General features: G+C 74.8%; 18 protein-coding genes. 12 read left to right on the forward strand and 6 right to left on the reverse strand.

Annotated features, from left to right (window positions below; genetic code table 11):
* Positions 1–23 precede the first annotated feature (23 nt).
* Positions 24–1,055, reverse strand: a complete 1,032-nt coding sequence (locus ACQPYX_RS10570; protein ID WP_433802864.1) for a phosphotransferase family protein — start codon at positions 1,053–1,055, stop codon at positions 24–26.
* Positions 1,056–1,182: 127 nt separating this feature from the next.
* Between ACQPYX_RS10570 and ACQPYX_RS10575 the strand changes: the two genes are divergently transcribed.
* From ACQPYX_RS10575 to ACQPYX_RS10590, 4 genes are read left to right on the forward strand one after another with little or no spacing between them, the layout of a single operon-like run.
* Positions 1,183–2,196, forward strand: a complete 1,014-nt coding sequence (locus ACQPYX_RS10575) for an LLM class flavin-dependent oxidoreductase (protein WP_433802865.1) — start codon at positions 1,183–1,185, stop codon at positions 2,194–2,196.
* Positions 2,193–3,734 (forward strand): long-chain-fatty-acid--CoA ligase, encoded by a 1,542-nt coding sequence (locus ACQPYX_RS10580; RefSeq protein WP_433802866.1) that lies wholly within the window; start codon positions 2,193–2,195, stop codon positions 3,732–3,734. Before ACQPYX_RS10575 ends, ACQPYX_RS10580 begins: the two co-directional genes overlap by 4 nt.
* A gap of 7 nt (positions 3,735–3,741) precedes the next feature.
* Entirely contained in the window at positions 3,742–4,551 is an 810-nt protein-coding gene (locus tag ACQPYX_RS10585) for an alpha/beta fold hydrolase (protein ID WP_433802867.1), read from the forward strand.
* Positions 4,552–4,553: 2 nt separating this feature from the next.
* Positions 4,554–5,300, forward strand: a complete 747-nt coding sequence (locus ACQPYX_RS10590) for an SDR family oxidoreductase (protein WP_433802868.1) — start codon at positions 4,554–4,556, stop codon at positions 5,298–5,300.
* A gap of 3 nt (positions 5,301–5,303) precedes the next feature.
* Here ACQPYX_RS10590 and ACQPYX_RS10595 read toward each other — a convergent pair whose 3' ends face one another.
* Positions 5,304–5,948 (reverse strand): TetR/AcrR family transcriptional regulator, encoded by a 645-nt coding sequence (locus tag ACQPYX_RS10595; protein WP_433802869.1) that lies wholly within the window; start codon positions 5,946–5,948, stop codon positions 5,304–5,306.
* Between the two features lie 65 nt (positions 5,949–6,013).
* Complete coding sequence (locus tag ACQPYX_RS10600; protein WP_433802870.1) at positions 6,014–7,105, reverse strand: LLM class flavin-dependent oxidoreductase; 1,092 nt, start codon at positions 7,103–7,105, stop codon at positions 6,014–6,016.
* A gap of 113 nt (positions 7,106–7,218) precedes the next feature.
* Between ACQPYX_RS10600 and ACQPYX_RS10605 the strand changes: the two genes are divergently transcribed.
* The 3 genes from ACQPYX_RS10605 to ACQPYX_RS10615 all read left to right on the forward strand — a co-directional run bounded on the left by ACQPYX_RS10605 (position 7,219) and on the right by ACQPYX_RS10615 (position 10,324).
* Complete coding sequence (locus ACQPYX_RS10605; protein ID WP_433802871.1) at positions 7,219–8,556, forward strand: PucR family transcriptional regulator; 1,338 nt, start codon at positions 7,219–7,221, stop codon at positions 8,554–8,556.
* A complete protein-coding gene (locus tag ACQPYX_RS10610) occupies positions 8,556–9,851 on the forward strand; it encodes an acyl-CoA dehydrogenase family protein (RefSeq protein WP_433802872.1) in 1,296 nt (431 codons plus the stop codon). The genes ACQPYX_RS10605 and ACQPYX_RS10610 overlap by 1 nt, the downstream gene beginning before the upstream one ends.
* 140 nt (positions 9,852–9,991) lie before the next feature.
* Positions 9,992–10,324 carry a TfoX/Sxy family protein gene (locus ACQPYX_RS10615; protein WP_433802873.1) on the forward strand — a complete coding sequence of 111 codons (333 nt, stop codon included), beginning with the start codon at positions 9,992–9,994 and terminating at the stop codon, positions 10,322–10,324.
* Between the two features lie 68 nt (positions 10,325–10,392).
* On the opposite strand, the gene ACQPYX_RS10620 is transcribed toward ACQPYX_RS10615, so the two are convergent.
* Together ACQPYX_RS10620 and ACQPYX_RS10625 are read right to left on the reverse strand one after the other, a co-directional pair.
* Positions 10,393–11,430, reverse strand: coding sequence for an AbrB family transcriptional regulator (locus ACQPYX_RS10620; protein ID WP_433802874.1), 1,038 nt, complete (start codon positions 11,428–11,430; stop codon positions 10,393–10,395).
* A gap of 58 nt (positions 11,431–11,488) precedes the next feature.
* Entirely contained in the window at positions 11,489–11,821 is a 333-nt protein-coding gene (locus ACQPYX_RS10625; RefSeq protein WP_433802875.1) for a hypothetical protein, read from the reverse strand.
* A gap of 186 nt (positions 11,822–12,007) precedes the next feature.
* Here ACQPYX_RS10625 and ACQPYX_RS10630 point away from each other — a divergent pair, with 186 nt between their 5' ends.
* The 5 genes from ACQPYX_RS10630 (at position 12,008) to ACQPYX_RS10650 (ending at position 18,487) form a co-directional block, all read left to right on the forward strand.
* Positions 12,008–12,166 carry a hypothetical protein gene (locus ACQPYX_RS10630; protein WP_433802876.1) on the forward strand — a complete coding sequence of 53 codons (159 nt, stop codon included), beginning with the start codon at positions 12,008–12,010 and terminating at the stop codon, positions 12,164–12,166.
* A gap of 153 nt (positions 12,167–12,319) precedes the next feature.
* Complete coding sequence (locus tag ACQPYX_RS10635; protein ID WP_433802877.1) at positions 12,320–13,039, forward strand: serine hydrolase; 720 nt, start codon at positions 12,320–12,322, stop codon at positions 13,037–13,039.
* 51 nt (positions 13,040–13,090) lie between these two features.
* Positions 13,091–13,729 (forward strand): LysE family translocator, encoded by a 639-nt coding sequence (locus ACQPYX_RS10640; RefSeq protein ID WP_433803706.1) that lies wholly within the window; start codon positions 13,091–13,093, stop codon positions 13,727–13,729.
* Positions 13,730–13,763: 34 nt separating this feature from the next.
* Positions 13,764–15,278, forward strand: a complete 1,515-nt coding sequence (locus tag ACQPYX_RS10645) for an SDR family NAD(P)-dependent oxidoreductase (RefSeq protein WP_433802878.1) — start codon at positions 13,764–13,766, stop codon at positions 15,276–15,278.
* A 77-nt stretch (positions 15,279–15,355) separates the two neighbouring features.
* Positions 15,356–18,487, forward strand: coding sequence for an AAA family ATPase (locus tag ACQPYX_RS10650; protein ID WP_433802879.1), 3,132 nt, complete (start codon positions 15,356–15,358; stop codon positions 18,485–18,487).
* 4 nt (positions 18,488–18,491) lie between these two features.
* Here ACQPYX_RS10650 and ACQPYX_RS10655 read toward each other — a convergent pair whose 3' ends face one another.
* Positions 18,492–19,268, reverse strand: coding sequence for an IclR family transcriptional regulator (locus ACQPYX_RS10655; RefSeq protein WP_433802880.1), 777 nt, complete (start codon positions 19,266–19,268; stop codon positions 18,492–18,494).
* Positions 19,269–19,278 lie beyond the last annotated feature (10 nt).

Here is a 19,278-nt window from a genome sequence, read left to right on the forward strand (position 1 = left end):
CAGGAAGCTGACGACTACGGACCCTACGTGAGTGCGGCGACCCGTTCCAGGGCATGCACGGCCGCGCGGTGCAGGCGCTGTCCGACCGCCGGGTCGGCCTGGCCGGCGAGCGCCCGCGCCTGCGTGCCCTCGATGACGATCGCGAACTTGAACCCGGCGAGGACCGTGTACCAGTCGATCGCGGACAGGTCGCGGTCGCTGCCGGCGGCGTAGGCGGCGACGAGGTCGTCGCGCCCGGGCAGCCCGCCGAGGGCGGCGAGGGCCGCGCCGGTGACCTCGTCGCCGTGCCCCTCGGGCCAGGTCACGAGGAGCCAGCCGAGGTCGAGCAGCGGGTCGCCGACCGTGCACATCTCCCAGTCGACGATCGCCGCCACGCGCGGTGCGGCCCGGTCGAGGAGCACGTTGTTGAGGTGGTAGTCGCCGTGCACCAGCCCGGGGGCCGAGTCGTCGGGCCGGTGGGCGTCGAGCCAGCGGGCAAGCTCCGGCACGTGCGGGAGCGGGTCGTCGCCGTAGCCGGGGACGGCGTCGTAGGACGCGAGGTGGTCGAGCCAGCGCTTCACCTGGCGCTCCAGGAACCCGGCCGGCCGGCCGAGGTCACCGAGCCCGACGGCCTCGTGGTCGACCGCGGCGAGGCGCGCGAGCGCGGCCGCGGCGTCCAGTCCGGCGGCCCGGCGCGCGTCGGGGGAGTCGCGGTAGAGCGGGGCGACGACCTCGCCGGGGTTGTCGCCGTCGACACGCTCCATCAGGTAGAAGACGACGCCGAGGACGCTCTCGTCGGTGCAGCCCGCGACGAACGCCGGGTGCGCCACGTCGGTCCCGGCGAGCGCCGAGAGGACCCGGATCTCGCGGGCGATCGTGGCGTTGCTGCTCGGGCGCGGGTGCTCCGGCGGGCGGCGCAGCACGAGGTCACGCCCGCCCCAGCGCAGGCCGAGGACCACGTTCTGGGTGCCGCCGCCGATGCGCGTGAGTCCCTCGGGGCCGTCGTCGGGAAGGCCCTGCCCGCGGCCCCAGGCCCGCAGCGCCGCGACGTCGACGAGGTCCGCATCGGTGGGCACGGCGGTCGAGGCTAGTCCTCGGGCGGGCGGACGATCGAGATCCGGCATCGGGGGACGTTGAAGGAGTCGACAACGGCGGGCTCTCCGGTGCGGTGACAGAGGCGGCGGTCGTCGGGACAGTGCCGCCATGGCTGAGACGGCGGCTCCCGACTTCGGACTCTGGTACGACTTCCGCAACCCGGACGCCGGGCGCTCCTTCAGCGCGTTCTACGCCGAGGTGCTCGACCAGATCGCGTGGGCCGAGTCGCTGGGCCTCGACTCGGTGTGGCTCACCGAGCACCACTTCTGCGACGACGGGTACAGCCCCTCGCCGTTCGTGCTCGGCTCGGCGATCGCGCAGCGCACGCAGCGGATGCGGATCGGCACCAACCTCATCGTCTCGCCGCTGCACGACCCGGTCCGGCTCGCGGAGGACGCCGCGACGCTGTCGCTGCTCTCCGGCGGCCGCTTCGACCTCGGGGTCGGGCAGGGGTACTGGGCGCGCGAGTTCGAGGCGTTCGGCCGGGTGCTGAAGCAGCGCCCGAGCCTGCTCGAGGAGGGCGTCGAGCTGATCCGCACGGCGTGGTCCGGGTCGGCGGCGGGTTACGCGGGGAGGCGCTACCGGCTGCCGCCGCTGCCCGTCACCCCGGTGCCGGAGACGCCGCCGAAGCTGCTGGTCGGCGCCATGGCCGACGTCGCGATCGAGCGGGCGGCCCGGATCGCCGACGGCTTCCTCTCCACCCAGAACGTGCACCACCGCAGCTACCTGGACGCCTGCGCGCGGGTCGGCCGCCCCGCCGACGAGGCCCGGATCTACGCCGGGCAGTGGGCGATCGTGGCCGAGGACCCCGAGAAGGTGTGGGCGAGCATCGGGGAGCACGCGCTCTACCAGCTCAACGAGTACATCTCCTGGGGCGCGTTCGGCCCGCCGGAGAGCACGCCGCGGTTCACCGACCCGCAGCAGATCGTCGACGCCGGCGCCTACCAGCTGATGGACGCCGGGACGGCGGTCCCGCACTTCACCGAGCTGCTCCGCAGTACCCCGCAGATCCGCGACGTGCACTTCTGGGCGATGCTGCCCGGGGAGCCGGTGGCGAGCGGGTCGGAACGGATCGCCTACCTGGCCGAGAAGGTGCTCCCGCAGGTGCGCGCGGCGCTGTGACCGGACTGCTCGTCACCGACTTCGCCGAGCGGGCCCGGGAGCACCACCCGCACCGGGGCATCGTCGCCTACGAGCACGGCCGGGAGGTCCTGCGCTACGACTACGCCCGGTACCACGACCGCGTCCTGCGGCTGGCGTCCGCGCTGCGGGCGCTCGGGGTCCGGCCCGGCGACCGGGTCGGGTCGCTGTGCTGGAACCACCACCGGCACCTCGAGCTCTACGCCGCGGTCCCGCTGGCCGGCGCCGTGCTGCACACCCTGAACCTGCGGCTGTCCGCGGAGGAGATCGCCTACATCGCCGGGCACGCCGACGACCGGCTCATCGTGGCCGACGCCGACGTCGTCGGGCTGCTCGACGGCGTCCGCCCCGAGCTGGGCGTGATCGACTCGGGGGACGCCTACGAGGAGCTGATCGCCGGTGGCGCCCCGGAGCTCCCCGATCCCAGGCGCACCGAGGACGACCTGGCGGTGCTCTGCTACACCTCCGGCACCACGGGCCGCCCCAAGGGCGTGGGCTACACCCACCGTGGGCTCTCCCTGCACACCTTCGCGGCCTGCCTGTCCGACGGTCACGCCATCTCCGCGCGCGACACGGTGCTGCACGTGGTGCCGATGTTCCATGCCAACGCCTGGGGCGTGCCGTTCGCGGCGACGTTCACCGGGGCCGCGCAGGTCCTCCCCGGACCGCGCCCGACCGTCGCGGAGATCGCCGGGATCCTCGAGCGGGAGCGGGTCACCTACCTCGGGATGGTGCCCACGGTCGCCACCGACCTGCTGGCGCACGTGCGCACCCACGGGACGGACCTGTCGTCGCTCCGCGCCCTGGTGCTCGGCGGGTCGACCCCGCCGACCGACCTGATCCGCGCGTTCGACGACCTCGGGGTCCCGGTCTTCCAGGGCTGGGGGATGACCGAGATCTCGCCGATGGCGACCTTCACCCGCGACCCCGACCCGCCCGACGACCGCGAGGAACGGGTCCGACGCACCCGGAGCCAGGGCCGCCTCCTGCCGGGCCTGCAGTGGCGGATCGTCGACGGCGACGGGCGCGAGCTCCCGCACGACGGGGCCGCGGCCGGCGAGCTGCTCGTGCGCGGCCCGTGGGTCGCCACCTCCTACTACCTCGACGAGGCCCCCGACCGCTTCGTCGACGGCTGGCTGCGCACCGGCGACGTCGCCACCATCGACCACGACGGGTGGCTGCACGTCGTCGACCGCACCAAGGACCTCATCAAGAGCGGCGGCGAGTGGATCAGCTCGCTCGCCCTGGAGCAGGCGCTGCTCGAGGACGACGACGTCGCGGACGCGGCGGTCGTCGCCGTGCCGCACCCGCGGTGGCAGGAACGCCCGCTCGCCGTCGTCGTGGCCCGCGAGGGGGCGGCCGTCGACGGCGCGGCGCTGCGGGAGCGGCTCGCGACGAGGGTGCCGCGCTGGTGGCTCCCCGAGGAGGTCGTCCTCGTCGACGCCCTCCCGCGCACGAGTGTCGGCAAGACGGACAAGCGGGCGCTGCGCGGCCGCTACGCGCACGACGAGAAGGAGTGATCCGACGATGGCGTTCCTCGAGGTGGAGGACGGCAGGCACGTCTACTACGAGCACCACCGGGGTTCCGGGCGGCCGGTCGTGCTGGTGCACGGCTGGGGCGCGAACGCCCGCTGCTGGGACACGGTGCTCGGGGCGCTGCGGGCCGCCGACCACACCGTCGTGACGATCGAGCACCGGGCCTGCGGACGCTCCGACCAGGACTTCGCCGACACCTCGATCGGCGCGATCGCCGGCGACGTCGTGGCCCTCGTGGCGCACCTCGGGCTGCAGCGGCCGGTGCTGAACGGCTGGTCGCTGGGCGGCGCGGTCGTCGTGGAGGCGGCCCACCGACTGGGGGCGGACCTGGGCGGCCTCGTCCTCACCAACGGGGCCACGCCCCGCTACACCGCCGCGGACGGCTGGCCGCACGGCGGGACGCCGGACGACGTCGAGGGCGTGCTCGCCGGGCTCGCCGCCGACCGGCCGGGCACGTTCCGCGCGGTGGCCGACGCGGTCTGCGCGAAGCCCGTGGGGGAGCCGGCCGTGCTCGCCATCTGGCACGCCTTCCTCCAGGCGGGCCCCGCGGCGGACGCCTCACTGCGCGACCTCGCGCACATCGACCAGCGCGACATCCTGCCGACCATCGGGTGCCCGGTCCTCGTGACGGGCGGGCACCAGGACGGCTTCGTCCCGTTCTCCGCCGTCGCGGCGTCGGTGGAGCTCTTCCCCGACGCCCGGCTCGTGGAGTTCGAGGGGGTCGGCCACGCCCCGTTCCTGGAGGACGGGGAGCGCTACCGCGCCGAGCTGCTCGCCTACCTGAAGGGCCTGGACGGCTGAGCATGGGACGGAACTGGGTCGTCACCGGCGGCTCGCGCGGGATCGGGCGGGCCGTCGTCGACCGGGCCCTGGCCGGGGGCGACACCGTGCACGTGCTCGCCCGCACCGTCGACCGGGACTCCTGGCCGGCGGGGGTGCGCGACCGGGTGCGTCCGGTGGCGGTCGACGTCGCGGACCCGGACTCCGTCGAGCGGGCCGTCACGGCGGTGGAGCAGGACTCGGGTGCGGTCGACGCCCTCGTCCAGGCCGCGGGGGTGCACCGCGGCGGCCGCCTCGAGCGGCTCGGCGACGAGGCGTGGCAGGAGGTCATCGGCACCAACCTGACCGGGGCCTTCCGGGTCGCGCGGGCGGTGCGGCGCCTGCTGGTCGACGGCTCGTCGGTGGTGAACGTCGGCGCCGTCGTCGGGCTCCGCGGCTTCCCCGGCGACGCGGCGTACGGCTCGGCGAAGGCGGGCCTGTCCGGGCTGACGTCCACTCTCGCCGTCGAGCTCGCCCCGCAGGGCGTGCGCGTCAACCTCGTCGTGCCCGGCTTCGTCGACACCGAGATGACGGCGGGCATCCCGCCCGCCGCCCGGCAGGCCATCGTCGACGGCATCCCGATGGGCCGGGTGGGGCGCGCCGAGGAGATCGCGGAGGTCATCTGCGCCGTGGCGGGCGCGAGCTACATGACAGGGTCGACGGTGGCCGTCGACGGCGGCCTGCTCGCGTCCTTCGGGGCACCGCGGCCGCGCTCACGCGCGGCGGGCTGAGGGTCAGCCGGTGGTCGCCGGCTGCGCGAGCGGGGAGAGCTGCCGCACGACCATCTCCGCGTAGCGGTCGGCGATCTCCTCGATCGTCAGCCGGCCGGCCGGCTCGAACCACTCGTGGGGGCCGTTGATGAGGTCGAGGAGCGCGAGCGTCGCGAGCCGCGGGTCGGGGCAGTCGAACTCGCCGGCCGCCACGCCCTCGGCGAGGTGCCGGGCGATCCGCCGCTGGTAGTCGCGGCGGTAGGACTGGACGGCCTCCTGGCGTTCCGGGCTCAGCGCCCGCAGCTCGCGGCCGGCGACGTACCAGGCGTCGCGGTTGGCACCGATGTGGCGCACGTGGGCCCGCACCAGCTCGGCCAGCCGTTCGGCGTGGTGCCCCGGGCCGTCGAGGAGGGGGAGCTGCTCGACGATCAGGTCGCGGTCCACGACGAAGATCGTCTGGAGGAGGAGCTCCTCCTTGTTGCGGAAGTGGTGGTAGAGCGACGCGGCCTGGATCCCGGCGGCGTCGGCGAGCGCCCGCATCCCGACGCCGTGGTAGCCGTGCTCGCGGAACATCCGGCCGGCCAGCGCGATGAGTTCGCTGCGCCGCGTTCCCGTGCGAGGCGGCCCGCCACCGGCGTCCATGGCGACGTAGCCTGCCACCCGCCTCACGCCCCCTTCATCAGCAGGTCCCGGCCGTGGTCGCCGGACGACGACCACGGCCGGACCGGGCGTCGTCAGGCGGGAACGGCGGTCTTCACGCCCATCTTGTGGAGCTCCGGGACCACCTTCTCGCTGAAGAGCTTCAGGCTGGCCCGCACCTTGTCGAAGGGCAATCCGGCGAACGACGGCGCGACGTTGGGCTGGTGGTCGCCGAACAGCTCCAACCGATGGCGGTACTTCTCGACGATCTGCTCGGGGGTGCCGAAGATCTGGGTGTCGGCGTAGCCCGCGGCCGCGGCCTCCATCCCCGCCTCGCGGATCATGTCGGCGCCCGCCTGGTAGGCCTCGTACCCCTTGGTCTCGCGCCAGTGCTTGCCGGCGAAGTCGTAGTGCTTGACCACGGAGAGGAAGTAGCGCGAGAGGTAGTCGCGGGCGATGCCCTCGGCCTCGTCGGCGTCCTCGTGGCAGTAGATGAAGTCCTGGGTGAGCACCGGACCGGGCTCGATGCCGTGGTCGGCGCGGAAGCACTCGCGGTAGCGCTCGATGGCCGGGACGTGCATCTCGGCCGGGTACTGCATGAAGGTCATCATCCGCGCGCCGACCTTCGCGACGGCGGGGACGGAGTCCGGCGACATCGCCACGCCGTAGAGGCGGTCGGTCCAGTCCCGACCGGCCTCCGGTGCCGGGCGGATCTCGACCCGGGGCTGCGCGAAGTACGGGCCGGCGCCCTCGACGTAGCCGTTGCGCAGACCGTCGAGGATGAGCGGGGCGGCCTCGTCGAACCGGCCGCGCGACTCGTTCATGTCCTGGCGGAAGCCCTCGTACTCCATCTTCGCGAGCCCGCGGCCCATCCCGAAGACGGCCCGTCCCTCGGAGAGGATGTCCAGCATCGTCACCTTCTCGACGACGCGCAGCGGGTCGTTCCACGGCAGGATCACCGCGCCCGTGCCGAGCTTGATCCGGCTCGTCCGCGCCGCGAGGTAGCTCATCAGCTGCAGGTTGTCCGGGCACATCGAGTAGTCGTCGAAGTGGTGCTCAGCGGCCCAGACGGAGTCGAAGCCCCATTCCTCGGCGAGCACTCCGAGCTCTGCCTCCTGGCGGAACATCTCCGCGTCGGTCAGGTCCTCGTGCCAGTTCTGGAAGACGAGCAGCACGCCGACGTCCATGGTGGGTCACCTCTGTCCCTCGGATTTCGGGGTTGCCTAACGATCGTTAGGGCTGCGACGGTAGTGCTGTCCATCACAGCGGGTCAAGGCATCGGCGGAGGTGTCGGAAAGCCATGACGAGTTCCGTCGACAGCGCTGTCGCCGGTGCCGTCGACGACGTCGACGACCTCCCACGCCGGCTCGCCGGGCTCACCGAGGGCGCCCTGAGCGGCATGGACGTCGGCCGTCTCGTGGAGCGGGTCGCGGGGCTGCTGGGGCTGCCGGTGGCGCTGCGCGAGCCCGACCTGGGCGTCCGGTGCTGGTCGGCCCCGGCGGTGTTCGGGCTCGCCCGGCCCCCGGTGCTGCCCGCCGCGGCGTGGTCGTGTGCCGCCGTGGCGCCGTTGGTCGCCGGACTCGGTCCGCGGCAGCCCTCGACGGTCCTCCCGCCCGTTCCCGTGCACGGTCTCGTGCGACGGCACCTGCTCGCGGTCCTCGTGGTCGACGGCGAGCCGGCCGGCTACCTCGACGTCGGCGAGCTCGGGCGGCGGCTGCGGCCCGCGGACGCCGTGCTCGTCGAGCAGGCCGCCGGGATGGTCTCGCTGCGGCTCGCCGGCGACGTCCGCGTCGAACGCGTCCTCGCCCGCACGCGGGAGGACGTCCTCGCCGACCTGCTGCGCGGCACGCGCCCGCTCGACGACCTCCGGCGGCTCGCCGCCCGCTCCGGGCTCGACCTCGAGCCCGCCCACGTCCTGGTCCGCTTCCCGACGAGGCCCGGGACGGCTCCCGTCGACGCGCGCGGCCCGGTGGCGGCGGCGCTCGAGCACGTGGTGGCGACCCATCTCGAGCCGGACGCGGTGGTCGGCCTCGTGGCGCTCCCGGGCGACCCGGCCGCGCGCGCCCGGGCCCTCCGGGTGCACCTGCACGGCGAGCTCGACCGGGTCGAGGCCGCCACCGGGATCCGCCGGATCGTCGTGTCCGGGGTGGTGGGCGATCCCGAGGGGCTCCCGGGCGCGCTCGCCGGCACCCGGGAGGTCGACGAGATCGTCCGGGCGTTCGGCGGAGCCGCGGAGGTCGTCGCGGTCGACGAGTTCGACACCGTGCGGCTCGTCGTCAGCGCCGACAAGGCGGGCGCCGCCGTCCGCTTCGCCGAGCAGAACCTCGGCCCGTTGCGGCGCAGCGACGAGAGCTCGGGCGGCGACCTCGTCGCGACCCTCCGGGCCTACCTCGCCGCCGGGGCCCAGGTGCGCGCCGCGGCCGGCGCACTGGGCGTGCACGAGAACACCGTCCGGTACCGGCTGGGCCGGATCCAGCACCTCACCGGGCTCGACCTGCGGCGCTTCGACGCGCTGCTCGTCGCGCAGCTCGCGTTCCAGATCGAGGGCCTCGCCGGTGGCGAGGGCGTCGGCCCCGGAGCTCCGCGGCAGGACAGGATGGGCACGGCGGACGGCGACCGGACGAAGGGGAACGTCTGATGTGGGACTTCAGCACCGAGCCGGACTTCCAGGCGAAGCTCGACTGGGTCGACGCGTTCGTCCGCGACGAGGTCGAGCCGCTCGACCTCGTCCTCGGCGACCCGTACGACAAGACCGACGAGACCGCGCGTCGGCTCGTCGCCCCGCTGCGCGACGAGGTCCGCGCGCAGGGGCTGTGGGCGGCGCACCTCGGGCCGGAGCTGGGCGGCCAGGGGTACGGCCAGGTCAAGCTGGCGCTGCTGAACGAGCTGCTCGGCCGGTCGCGGTGGGCGCCGTCGGTGTTCGGCTGCCAGGCGCCCGACTCGGGCAACGCCGAGATCCTCGCCCGCTTCGGGACCCCGGAGCAGAAGCAGCGGTACCTGCAGCCGCTGCTCGACGGCGAGATCTCGTCCTGCTACTCGATGACCGAGCCGCACGCGGGCGCCGACCCGACGCTGTTCACGACCCGCGCGGTGCGCGACGGCGACTCGTGGGTGATCGACGGCGAGAAGTGGTTCTCCTCGAACGCGCGCCATGCGGCGTTCCTCATCGTCATGGTGGTCACCGACCCCGACGCGCCGCCGCACCGCTCGATGTCGATGTTCATCGTGCCGCGGGAGACGCCGGGGGTGGAGATCATCCGTGACGCCGGGGTCGGCACCGAGTCGCCCGAGCACTCCAGCCACGCCTACCTGCGCTACGCCGGCGTGCGCGTGCCCGGCGACCACCTGCTCGGGGAGCCGGGCGAGGCCTTCGCGATCGCGCAGACCCGGCTCGGCGGCGGCCGCATCCACCACGGCATGCGCACCATCGCCCAGATGCGGCGCGCGTTCGACCTGATGCTGGAGCGGGCGGTCTCGCGCACCACCCGGCACGGCCGGCTCGCCGACCTGCAGTCCACCCAGGACAAGGTGGCCGAGAGCTGGCTCGACCTCGAGCAGTTCCGGCTCCTGCTGCTGCGCACGGCCTGGTTGATCGACAAGCACCAGGACTACCGCGCCGTGCGCAAGGACATCGCCGCGGTCAAGGTCGCGATGCCGCGCGTCTACCACGACGTCGTGCAGCGGGCGATGCAGCTGCACGGCGCCCTCGGGATCTCCAACGAGATGCCGTTCTCCGCGATGATGGTCGACGCACAGGTCATGGCGATCGCCGACGGGCCCACCGAGGTGCACCGGCAGACCCTCGCGCGGCAGCTGCTGCGCGACGTCGAGCCGGGGGAGCCGCTGTTCGGCTCGGGCCACCTCCCGACGCGCACCGAGGCGGCGCGGGCGCACGTGGCGGCGCGGCTGGAGCACCTGGTGGCCAACGCCTGATCGCCCGGTTCTTCGCCCGGCAAGATCACGACGCGCCGCGCGATGTGCTCGCTGGCCGCGCACTTCGCTCCGCAGAACAGGATCTCGAGCCGAGAGCTGTGGTCTTACGCCGTGTCCGGCACGCGCGGCACACTCACGCCATGGAGGACGACGTCGCGGCCCGGGTGCGGGAGAACCTCACGGTGCCGTTCGCGGAGAAGCGCATGTTCGGCGGCGTGTCGTTCATGGTGGACGACAAGATCCTGGTCAACGTCCGCGGCAGCGGTGACCTGCTCGTCCGTGTCGACCCGGCCCGGTCGGCCGAGCTCGTCGCCGACCACGGCGCCGAACAGGCCGAGATGGGTGCCGGCCGCTCGATGGGGCCGAGCTGGCTCACGGTGTCGGCGGACCGCGTCGACGACGACGAGCAGATGCGGTTCTGGCTCGACGTCGCCCTCGACTTCAATCCCCGCGCCCCGGCCCGCGGCCGCTGACCCGCCGGAACGAACGGCACCCTCGCAGCATCTATGTGCGCGACAGTGCCGTTTGCTCAGGGAGACGGCTACGACCGAGCGCCCGCGACACGGGCCAGCGCCGGGGCCACGAGCAGCATGAGGATCACCCGGACCACCTGCACCGCCACGACGAACGTGACGTCGCCGCCCGAGGAGATCGCGGTGGCCAGGACGGCGTAGATGCCGCCCGGGTTCGTCGCGAGGTAACCCTCCAGCGGGGTGACGCCGGTGATCGCCGAGAGCAGCAGCCCGAGCGCCGTGCAGACGGCCATGATCAGCACGATGAGGGCCGTCGCGAGCGGCAGCACCCGCAGGACCGTCCGCACCGCCTCGCGGGTGAAGCGCACGCCCGCCTGCCAGCCGATCACCGCGTAGGCGAGGTCGACGAGCAGGTCCGGCGCCGACCCGCCGAAGGTCAGGCCCGACACCGACAGCACGATCGCGACCACCATCGGTCCGAGCAGCGCCCCGGCCGGCACCTTCAGCTTCTCGGCCGGCCACGCGGCGAGCGAGCACACCGCCACCAGCGCCAGCCCGACGTACCAGGGCGCCGTGCCCTCCGACGACCCGCTCGACCCCACGTGCGAGGCGCCGAACACCGCCGCCGCGACCACCGGCATCGTCGCCGTGACGAGCCCGACCCGCAGGTACTGGATCACCGACACGATGCGTTCGTCGCCGCCGATGTCCCGTGCGATCGCGGTGAGCCCGGATGCCCCACCGGCGGTCAACGCCAGCATCCCGGTCAGCGGCGACACCCCGCGCTGGACGCCGAGCAGCAGGCCGGCGCCCATGCTGACGGCGAGCGTCCCGAGGCTGACCAGCAGCACCGGCAGCCACTGCGAGGCGACCGCGCCCAACGTGTCCGGCCGCGCCAGCAGCCCGATCACGACGCCGATCACGGCCTGCGCCCCGCCGACTGCCGGGCGCGACACGGTCCGCGGCCCGACCCCGAGCAGCGCCAGGACCGTCGCGACCCCGAGCCCCGCGAACAGCGCCGCCGACGGCACGTCCATGGCCTGCAGCGCGAGGGTGGCCAGCAGCGTCAGGGCCGCCAGCACCGCCCACCGCATCCACGCCGTCATCGCGGCCGACGATCCCGCGCCCACGCCGAGCGCGTCGAGCGGATGTGGCGCGCGGGACTTACTCGTCCGGGTCGGAGTCCGCGTCAGGCGTCGTCGTCGTGGTGCGCGGCGGCTTCGTCGTGGTGGTGGTCGGCTTCGCGCTGCTCCGCGGCGCCTCGCTCTTCCGGACGACGGACGTGGTCGAGCTGGTCGGGCTCGCCGGCACGGCCGCGTCGACGAGGGCGACCGGGCCCGTCGTCGTCCCGATCGTCGCCGGCTCGCGTCCGGGCGGGGAGGTCGTCAGCGCGGAACCCACGAACATGAGGGCGACGACGGCGAGCGCGGTCGCGATCGACGTGAGAGCGGTGATGCGGAGCTGCCGTCGCGACGACGGAGCGCTGTGGGCCGCCATGTGCGGTGCCTCCTCGAGGAGTGCGGCCCTCGTCGGCCGCCCTGCTCACGCAACGAGGCGCGCCGCCGACCGGCCCCGCGCGTCGTCGGGAATGACCGGATCGAAGGACGCCCACGTGAGGGGACCCCTCAGGCCGCTGGAGCGCTCGCATCCTCCCCTCACGTCGGCCCACCTACCGTGGGAGGTATGACCGCATTCGGTGGTGTCTTCCGTGCTCCGAAGCTCGAGGGCGTGGAGGAGGGCGACGAGTCCGGGCAGCGCGCCCGGCTCGTCGGGCTCGACCTGGAGAGCGGCGTCGTCCGGGTCCAGGCACGGACGCCCGTGGAGAACGACGACGACGAATGACGGCCTTCACCGGCGGCTCACCACGATCGGGTATCGCACCGGGTGGGTCGTTGGTGGCGGTTCGTCCTGGTCGGTGTGCTCGCGGTCGTGCTCGTCGGCTGCGCGCCGGCCGGTCCGGCGCCGTCCACGCCGTCGAGGAGCAGCGTACCGGCCGTGCCCTCGCCCGCGCAGGTGGCGGTCGACGCCGGTGACGCAGCGGTGGCGCGGGCCGACACCGTCGTCGGGATCGCCGTGCTCGACCGCACGACCGGCACCCTCGCCACCAACCCCGACGGCGCCACGCCGTTCAACTCGGCGTCGCTGTCGAAGGTGCTGACCGTCGTCGACGCGCTGACCGGCGGTTCGCCGGTCAGCGGCACGGACCGCGACCTGATCCGGGCGGCCCTCGGGCCCAGTGACGACGACGCGATGAACGCGTTGTGGTCGCGCTTCGGCGGGGAGGACGGCATCGAGCGCACCGTCGATGCGCTCGGCCTGCAGGACACGACGGCTCCCGACGACGCGTCGCAGTGGGGCGAGGTCCAGCTCTCGGCGCGGGACATGGCGGGCGTCCTGCGGTACGTCGCGGACGACCTCGCGCCCGACGCCCGGGACGTCGTGCTGTCCGCCCTGGGCGCCGCCCCGGCGGTCGCCACCGACGGCTTCGACCAGGCGTTCGGCCTGCTCGACCCGGAGCGGCGCGACGGGACCCCGGCCAAGCAGGGGTGGCTGTGCTGTGTCGACGACCGCGTCGACCTGCACTCCGCCGGCCTCACCGGCCCGGACGGGCGCTACGTCGTCTCGATCCTGTCGCGGCAGCCCTACGGCTACCCCGAGGCCCGGCAGGTGCTCGACGACGTGGCCGCGGCGATCCGCGACGAACTCGGCGCCTGAGCGTCGTCGGGAAAGGCATCGCCGCCTCCCCGCGCCTATGGTCCACTCCCGATCGTGGACCCCCGCCTGCTCGCCTTCGTCGGCACGGCCGTGCTGATCATCGTCATCCCCGGGCCGAGCGTGGTCTTCGCGATCAGCCGCGCGCTGGTGGTCGGACGGCGGAGCGCGCTCGCGTCCGTCGTCGGGAATGCGCTCGGGGTGTTGCTGCAGGTCGCGGGGCTGGCGGTCGGGCTGGGGGAGCTGATCGAGCGGTCGGTCGTCGCGTTCACGGTGATCAAGCTCGTCGGCGCGGCCTACCTGGTCTGGCTCGGCGTGCAGGCGATCCGGCACCGCCACGACGCCTCCGGACAGCTGGCCGCGGCGACGCCGGAGGTTGCGACCGGGCTCGTCCGCAGCGTGCTGCGCGGGGTGCCGGTCGGGCTGTTCAACCCGAAGACCGTGGTGTTCTTCGCGGCCTTCCTCCCGCTGTTCGTCGACCCCGGCCGCAGTGTCCCGGGCCAACTGCTCGTGCTCGGGGCGCTCTTCGCCGGCATCGCCGTGGTGCTCGACAGCATCTGGGCGCTCACCGCGGCATCGGCCCGGGCGTGGTTCAGTCGCTCACCGCGACGCCTGGCGGGGCTGGGCACCGTCGGGGGCGTGGCGATGATCGGCCTCGGCGCGGGAGCGGCGACGGCGCAGCGGGCGAGCTGATCCGACGTCGTCCAGCGTGGATACCCTCACGCCCGTGAGGGTGGACCTGGCCGGGCTCCGGACCGCACTGATCACCGGAGCCAGCTCGGGCATCGGGCTCGCCCTGGCCGAGGCGCTCGCCGCACGGGGGCACGACCTCGTCCTCGTCGCCCGGAACCGGACCCGGCTCGAGACGCTCGCCGAGCAGATGGGTCAGCGGTACGGGGTCGCGGTCGAGGTGCTGGCCGCCGACCTCACCGACCCGGACGACCTCGCGCGGGTCGGAGCCCGGCTCACGCAGCCGGAGCGACCGGTCGACCTGCTGTTCAACAACGCCGGGGACACGATCGACGCCTCGCTGGCCGACGTCGGCGTCGACCGACTGCGCAGCCACGTCGCCCTCAACCTCGGCGCCGTCCTCGCCCTCACCCGCACCGCGGTGCCGGCGATGGTCGCCCGCGGCCGGGGCGCGGTGGTCAACGTCGCCAGCGTCGACGTCTTCGTGTCCAAGGCCGGTCCCGCGGCCGTCTACAGCGCGGGGAAGCTGTGGGTCACGGTCCTCACCGAGTCGCTGGCCCGGGAGCTCCGGGGGACCGGCGTGCACGCGATGGCCCTGTGTCCGGGCCTCACCGACACCGAGTTCTCCGAGCGGAACGAGGTCGGTGACACGCCGCCCCGCCGGCTCGGTGCCCGCTCGTGGTCGCCCGCCGACATGGCGGAGGCCTGCCTCGGAGATCTCGCGTGGGGTCGGGTCGTCTCCGTGCCGGGCGCCCGGTTCCGGGTCACCGCGACCCTGGGCCGTCTCGTGCCCTATCGCCCGCTGGGGGTCCTCCCGGCCCTGGCCCGACGACGCCGGTCCGGGCTTCCGGGCGTCGCCCCGCGTCGCGCTCTGATCACGTCGGCGGACTCCGACCTCAGCGCCGCCGTGGCGCGCGCTCTCCGGGCCGGAGGTGCAGAGGTCGTCCTGGTGGGCCGCGCGAAGGACCGGATGGACCGACTGGTCGAGTCGCTCGGAAGCGCCGAGCGGGAGGCCGTCGAGGTGGTGGTCGCCGACCTCGCGGTGCCCGCCGACCGGGAGGACGTCGGCCGACGCCTCCAGGACCGGAGCAGGCCCGTCGACCTCGTCGTGCTCGGTGTCGAGCGGCCCTCGTCGTCGACGCCCTTCTCGACGACGCCCCTCGACGTCCTGCAGCGCGACCTGCAGGCCGGCCCGATGGCTTCGCTCGAAGTCCTCCGCGTGGCCCTGTCCGCGCTGTCGGCCGGCGGCGGAGGACGCATCGTGACGCTGCCCGACGCCGCCGGCCTCAGCCCGGGTCGAGGGGCGACCGAGGCGTTCCTGCTCTCCCTCACGCGGTCGCTGGGCATCGGTGTGCTCGGTTCGGAGGTGGACGTCGTGGCCGTGATCCCGTCGCGGACCGGTCTGTCGCGGCGTGCCGAGCGGGAGATCACCGGTGCCACCCGGTCCGGCTCGGTGGTCGTCGCGCCGCCGCGCGTCGCGCTGGTCGATCTGGCCGGTCGGGTCGTTCCCCGGGCGGTGCGCCGCCGTCTGGCCTCCGTGGTCCGTCGCTGACTTTGTCACCCGTTCGGGTCGTTCGTGTGGTTACGATCCGCGCCGGGTGATCGGGTCTGGGGGGCGCGATGGCGACGGTGCGGATCCGTCTGCTCGGCACCGTCGCCGTGGAGCGCGACGGCACGCCGGTGGAACGCGACGCCCCGACCGAGCGCGGCGTCCTCGCCCTCCTCGCCGCGCACGCGGGGGAGGCGGTGCCCCGCGAGACGCTCCGGGACGAGCTCTGGGAGTCCTCGGCGCGACAGGACCCCGACGACTTCAACCAGCTGCGGATCGCCCTGACGCGCGTGCGCAAGCAGTGGCTCGGGGACGACGGACCGACCATCACCGCGGCCGCGAGGCGCTACACGCTGCGGATCGACCCCGACGCCGTCGACCTGCTCCGCTTCCACCGGCTCGCCGCCGCGGCCCTCACCGGCACCGACCTCGCCGCGTACGAGGCCGCGGAACACGCGTGGGCCGGCCGCCCGTTCCCCGACCTGTCCGGCCGCCGCCTCGACGCCGTCCGCGCCCACGCCGAGGACCGCCACCGCGCGCTGCGTCTGCGCCACGCCGCCCTCCTGCGCGAGGCGGGCCGCGCGGACGAGGCGGTCGAGGTCCTGGATCATCCCGACGACGAGCTCGCCGTCCCGCACGTCGAGGCCCTCGTCGCGGCGGGGCGGCCGGGGGAGGCGCTGGACGCGGCACGGGCGCGGATCCGCGACGCCGACGAGCCCGACAGCGACCTCCAGGCCCTCCACGACGAGCTCGCCCGCCGCCCCGTCGCGACTGCCGGCACCCTGCCGGGCCGCGAGGACCTCCTGCACGACGTCCTGGCCCGGCTCGACGGGCCCGGCGGCCTCGTCGTCGTGACAGGACCCGCGGGGAGCGGGAAGTCCACCCTGCTGCGGGCGCTCCTGCGCGACGCGCGGGCCGGCGGCGCACGGACGGCGGCCTCCGCGTGGGGCGAGGGGGACGCGCCCGTCGCGCCGTGGAACGAGCTCGCGGCCGACCTGGTCGTGCCGGGGGTCCCGCTGCGCCCGGCCGAACTCGCCGTCCGGCTGCACGAGCACCTCGTCCGGACCGGGGGCGACCGTCTGCTGGTCGCGCTCGACGACGCCCACCGCGCCGACTCCGCCTCGCTCGACGTCCTGCGCACCCTGACCCGCCGCGAGCTCCCGCGCGGCACCGTGCTCGTCGTCGCGGCGCGCGTCCCGGACGTCGTCGACCGCCCGCACTGGAGCGCCGCCCTCGCCGACCTGGCTACCGACGGCCACGTCCCGACGGAGCTCGGCCCGCTGCCCGAGCCGGTGGTCCGGTCGCTCGTCCGGGAGCGGCTCGCGCACCTCGATCCCGACGACGACCTGGTCACGGCCCTGGCCCGACGCTGCGGCGGGCACGCGCTGCACCTCACCGCCCTGCTCGACGAGGTCGCGCGGACCGACTCCCGTGCGGCGGCGGCCCGGGCGGTCGCGGCGGTGCCGACCCGCGTGCGCGCCGTCCTCGCCCACCAGGTCGACCGCCTGTCCGCGGGCACCCGCCGGGCCCTCGAGGCGCTCGCCGTGCTGCACCCCGTGGACCTGACGGCGCTCGCGGCGGTGCTCGAGGAGAGCCCACTCGCCGTGGCCGACGCGCTCGAACCCGCCCGTCGCGCCGGCCTGCTCGCCGACCACGACGACCGCTACACCCTCCGCCACGACCTCGACGTCGACGGCCTCCGCGCCGGCGTCCCCGCGGTCCGGCGGGCGCACCTGCACGCCGCGCGGCTCGCGGACCTGCCCGAGGGCGCCGACGCCTTCGTCGTCCTCCGCCACACCCTCGGCGCGGCGAGCCTGATCGATCCGGCCGACGTGGCAGCCGCGCGGGTCGCCGCGGGTGTCGAGGCGTACCGGTCCCGGGCCCTCCCGGAGGCGCTCGCCCTGCTCGACGCCGCCCGCCCCGCGGCCGTCGGGCCGGTCCGCGCGGCACTGCTCGTCCACCGGGCGCTCTGTCTGTCGGTGCTCGGGTCGGCGGACGAGGTTCCCGACGACGCCCTCGACGACGCCCTCGACGCGGCGCTGGGGGAGGACGACGAGCTCGCGCTGCTCGCGGCCATGGGCGACGAGCCGCTGGGGCTGGCGATCGACGGCGACCTCCGTCGACTCGCCCGGCTACGTCGGCTCGCCGAGCGTCCGCTGCCGCCACGCCTGCGCCTGGAACTGCTCACCGGCCTGATCCGCGAGGAGGGCGCGACCGGCGAGCGCCCGGCGGAGCCGGCGATCGAGGAGGCGCTGCGGTTGGCCGACGTGGTCGCCGCCGAGGACCCCCTCGCCCGCGCCCGGGTGCGGGCGCTGCAGGCCCGGCACCTCGTCGACATCGCCGCGCCGGCGCTCGATCGCCTGGCGATCGCGCAGGACGCCCACCGGCTCGCGTTCGAGACCGACGTGCCCGCCCTGCACCTCGACGCGATCGAACTGCTGATGTCGGCCGAGCTCACGGTCGGCAACACCGAGCGGGCCCACAAGCTGCGCGCGGAGCTCCAGGCCCTCGCCGAACGCTGGTTCCGCCCGCGGGCGATGTGGGCGGCCCTCGTCGTCGAGGCGGCGATGCTCCTGGCCGAGGGCGACCCCGCCGCCGACGAGGCCGCCCAGCGCGCGTCGTCCCGGGGCGCGGAGCTCGGGCTGTCCGCCGCGCCGATGGCCGCCGGCGCGCACCTCCTCATGCGCCACCTGCTCGCCAACTCGTCCTTCCCGTTCGGTCCGGTGGCCGCGCAGGCGTCCGCCCGGGTCCCGAACACCGCGGTGTGGGCGGCGGCCGCGGCGTTCGGCGAGGTCCGGGCCGCGAATTACGACGAGGCCCGGGTCCATCTCGCGGAGTACCGGCGGCGGGCGGCGAACCCCGCGATGTGGTTCAAGCGGGCCGCCTTCGCGCTGGCGGCGGGCGCCGCGTGCGGTCTCGGCGACGTCGAGGTGGCCGCGGAGGTCCGGGCGGTGATGCCCTCGGACCCGGACGCCGCGGTGCTCGTCGGCTACGGCGGCGCCGTGATCGGGCCGGTGTGCCTGTGGACCGGGCTCGCGGCGTGGACCGTGGGGTACGACCACGCCGCCCGCGCCGACCTGGAGGCGGCCGTGGCCTTCGCCGACCGCGCCGGGTGGCCGCCGTGGTCGGCAGCGGCGAGGCAGGCCCTCGCCGCCCTGGACGACCCGGCCGCACCTCTGCCGTTCGGGCTCCCGCGGCGCCGATCGTCGTGACCGGCTATGCCGTGGCGCGGTGCCCCAGTGCGCGCGAGGCGCGACCCGCGGCCTCGAACAGGGCGGCGAGTTGCTGGTCACGCTCGGACACGGGGAGGTGGGCGCTGAGTCCGGAGAGGCTGAGCGCCGCGACGACGGAGCCGGTGTGGTCCCGGACCGGGGCGCTCAGTGCTGACACGCCGGTCTCGACGTCGTCCTCGCTGAAGGCGTAGCCGTCCTCGTCGATGCGCTGGAGCTGGGCGCGGAGCGCCTCCTCACGCAGACCCGGGACGACGCGGCGGGCGAAGGGCCCCGCGAGGTAGGACTCCCGCTGGTCCGGGGGAAGCGCCGCGAGCAGCAACCGCGGGCCCGCGCCCAGGTGCAGGGGCAGGACGCCTCCCACCCGCAGGGTGTGGGTCGCGGCGTAGCGCCCGTCGAGCCGCTCGACGCAGACGGCCTCGTCGCCGTGGGGGACGAGGAGGAAGACGGTCTCGCCGGTCGCCCGGTAGAGGTCCTGCATCGCCGGCAGCGCGCGTTCCCGCACGCCCATCCGCCGCGCCATGGCCGAGCCGATCCGGAACGCGCCGACGCCCAGCCGGTAGGAGCCGGGGGAGGGTCGCTCGACGAAGTCCTCGCTCGCGAGCGTGCTGAGGATGCGGTAGCAGGTGCTCTTGTTGAGATCGAGGCGTGCGGCGATGTCGCCCAGGGTCATCTGCTCGGTCGACTCGGCCAGCAGGTCGAGCACCGCCATCGCCTTGACGAGGACACGCACGGGTTCGGCACCCGCGGTCCGGTCCGTCATCCGTCGCCCC

It is taken from the genome of Actinomycetospora sp. CA-084318 (genome assembly GCF_050955885.1).
GTDB lineage: Bacteria > Actinomycetota > Actinomycetes > Mycobacteriales > Pseudonocardiaceae > Actinomycetospora.

What these genes read in the sequence shown, in the direction of transcription:
- ACQPYX_RS10590 (WP_433802868.1), top strand. Translation starts at nt 4,554, where the DNA reads ATGGGACGGAACTGGGTCGTCACCGGCGGCTCGCGCGGGATCGGGCGG.
- ACQPYX_RS10655 (WP_433802880.1), bottom strand. Translation starts at nt 19,268, where the DNA reads ATGACGGACCGGACCGCGGGTGCCGAACCCGTGCGTGTCCTCGTCAAG.
- ACQPYX_RS10575 (WP_433802865.1), top strand. Translation starts at nt 1,183, where the DNA reads ATGGCTGAGACGGCGGCTCCCGACTTCGGACTCTGGTACGACTTCCGC.
- ACQPYX_RS10620 (WP_433802874.1), bottom strand. Translation starts at nt 11,430, where the DNA reads ATGACGGCGTGGATGCGGTGGGCGGTGCTGGCGGCCCTGACGCTGCTG.
- ACQPYX_RS10600 (WP_433802870.1), bottom strand. Translation starts at nt 7,105, where the DNA reads ATGGACGTCGGCGTGCTGCTCGTCTTCCAGAACTGGCACGAGGACCTG.
- ACQPYX_RS10625 (WP_433802875.1), bottom strand. Translation starts at nt 11,821, where the DNA reads ATGGCGGCCCACAGCGCTCCGTCGTCGCGACGGCAGCTCCGCATCACC.
- ACQPYX_RS10605 (WP_433802871.1), top strand. Translation starts at nt 7,219, where the DNA reads ATGACGAGTTCCGTCGACAGCGCTGTCGCCGGTGCCGTCGACGACGTC.
- ACQPYX_RS10585 (WP_433802867.1), top strand. Translation starts at nt 3,742, where the DNA reads ATGGCGTTCCTCGAGGTGGAGGACGGCAGGCACGTCTACTACGAGCAC.
- ACQPYX_RS10615 (WP_433802873.1), top strand. Translation starts at nt 9,992, where the DNA reads ATGGAGGACGACGTCGCGGCCCGGGTGCGGGAGAACCTCACGGTGCCG.
- ACQPYX_RS10610 (WP_433802872.1), top strand. Translation starts at nt 8,556, where the DNA reads ATGTGGGACTTCAGCACCGAGCCGGACTTCCAGGCGAAGCTCGACTGG.
- ACQPYX_RS10630 (WP_433802876.1), top strand. Translation starts at nt 12,008, where the DNA reads ATGACCGCATTCGGTGGTGTCTTCCGTGCTCCGAAGCTCGAGGGCGTG.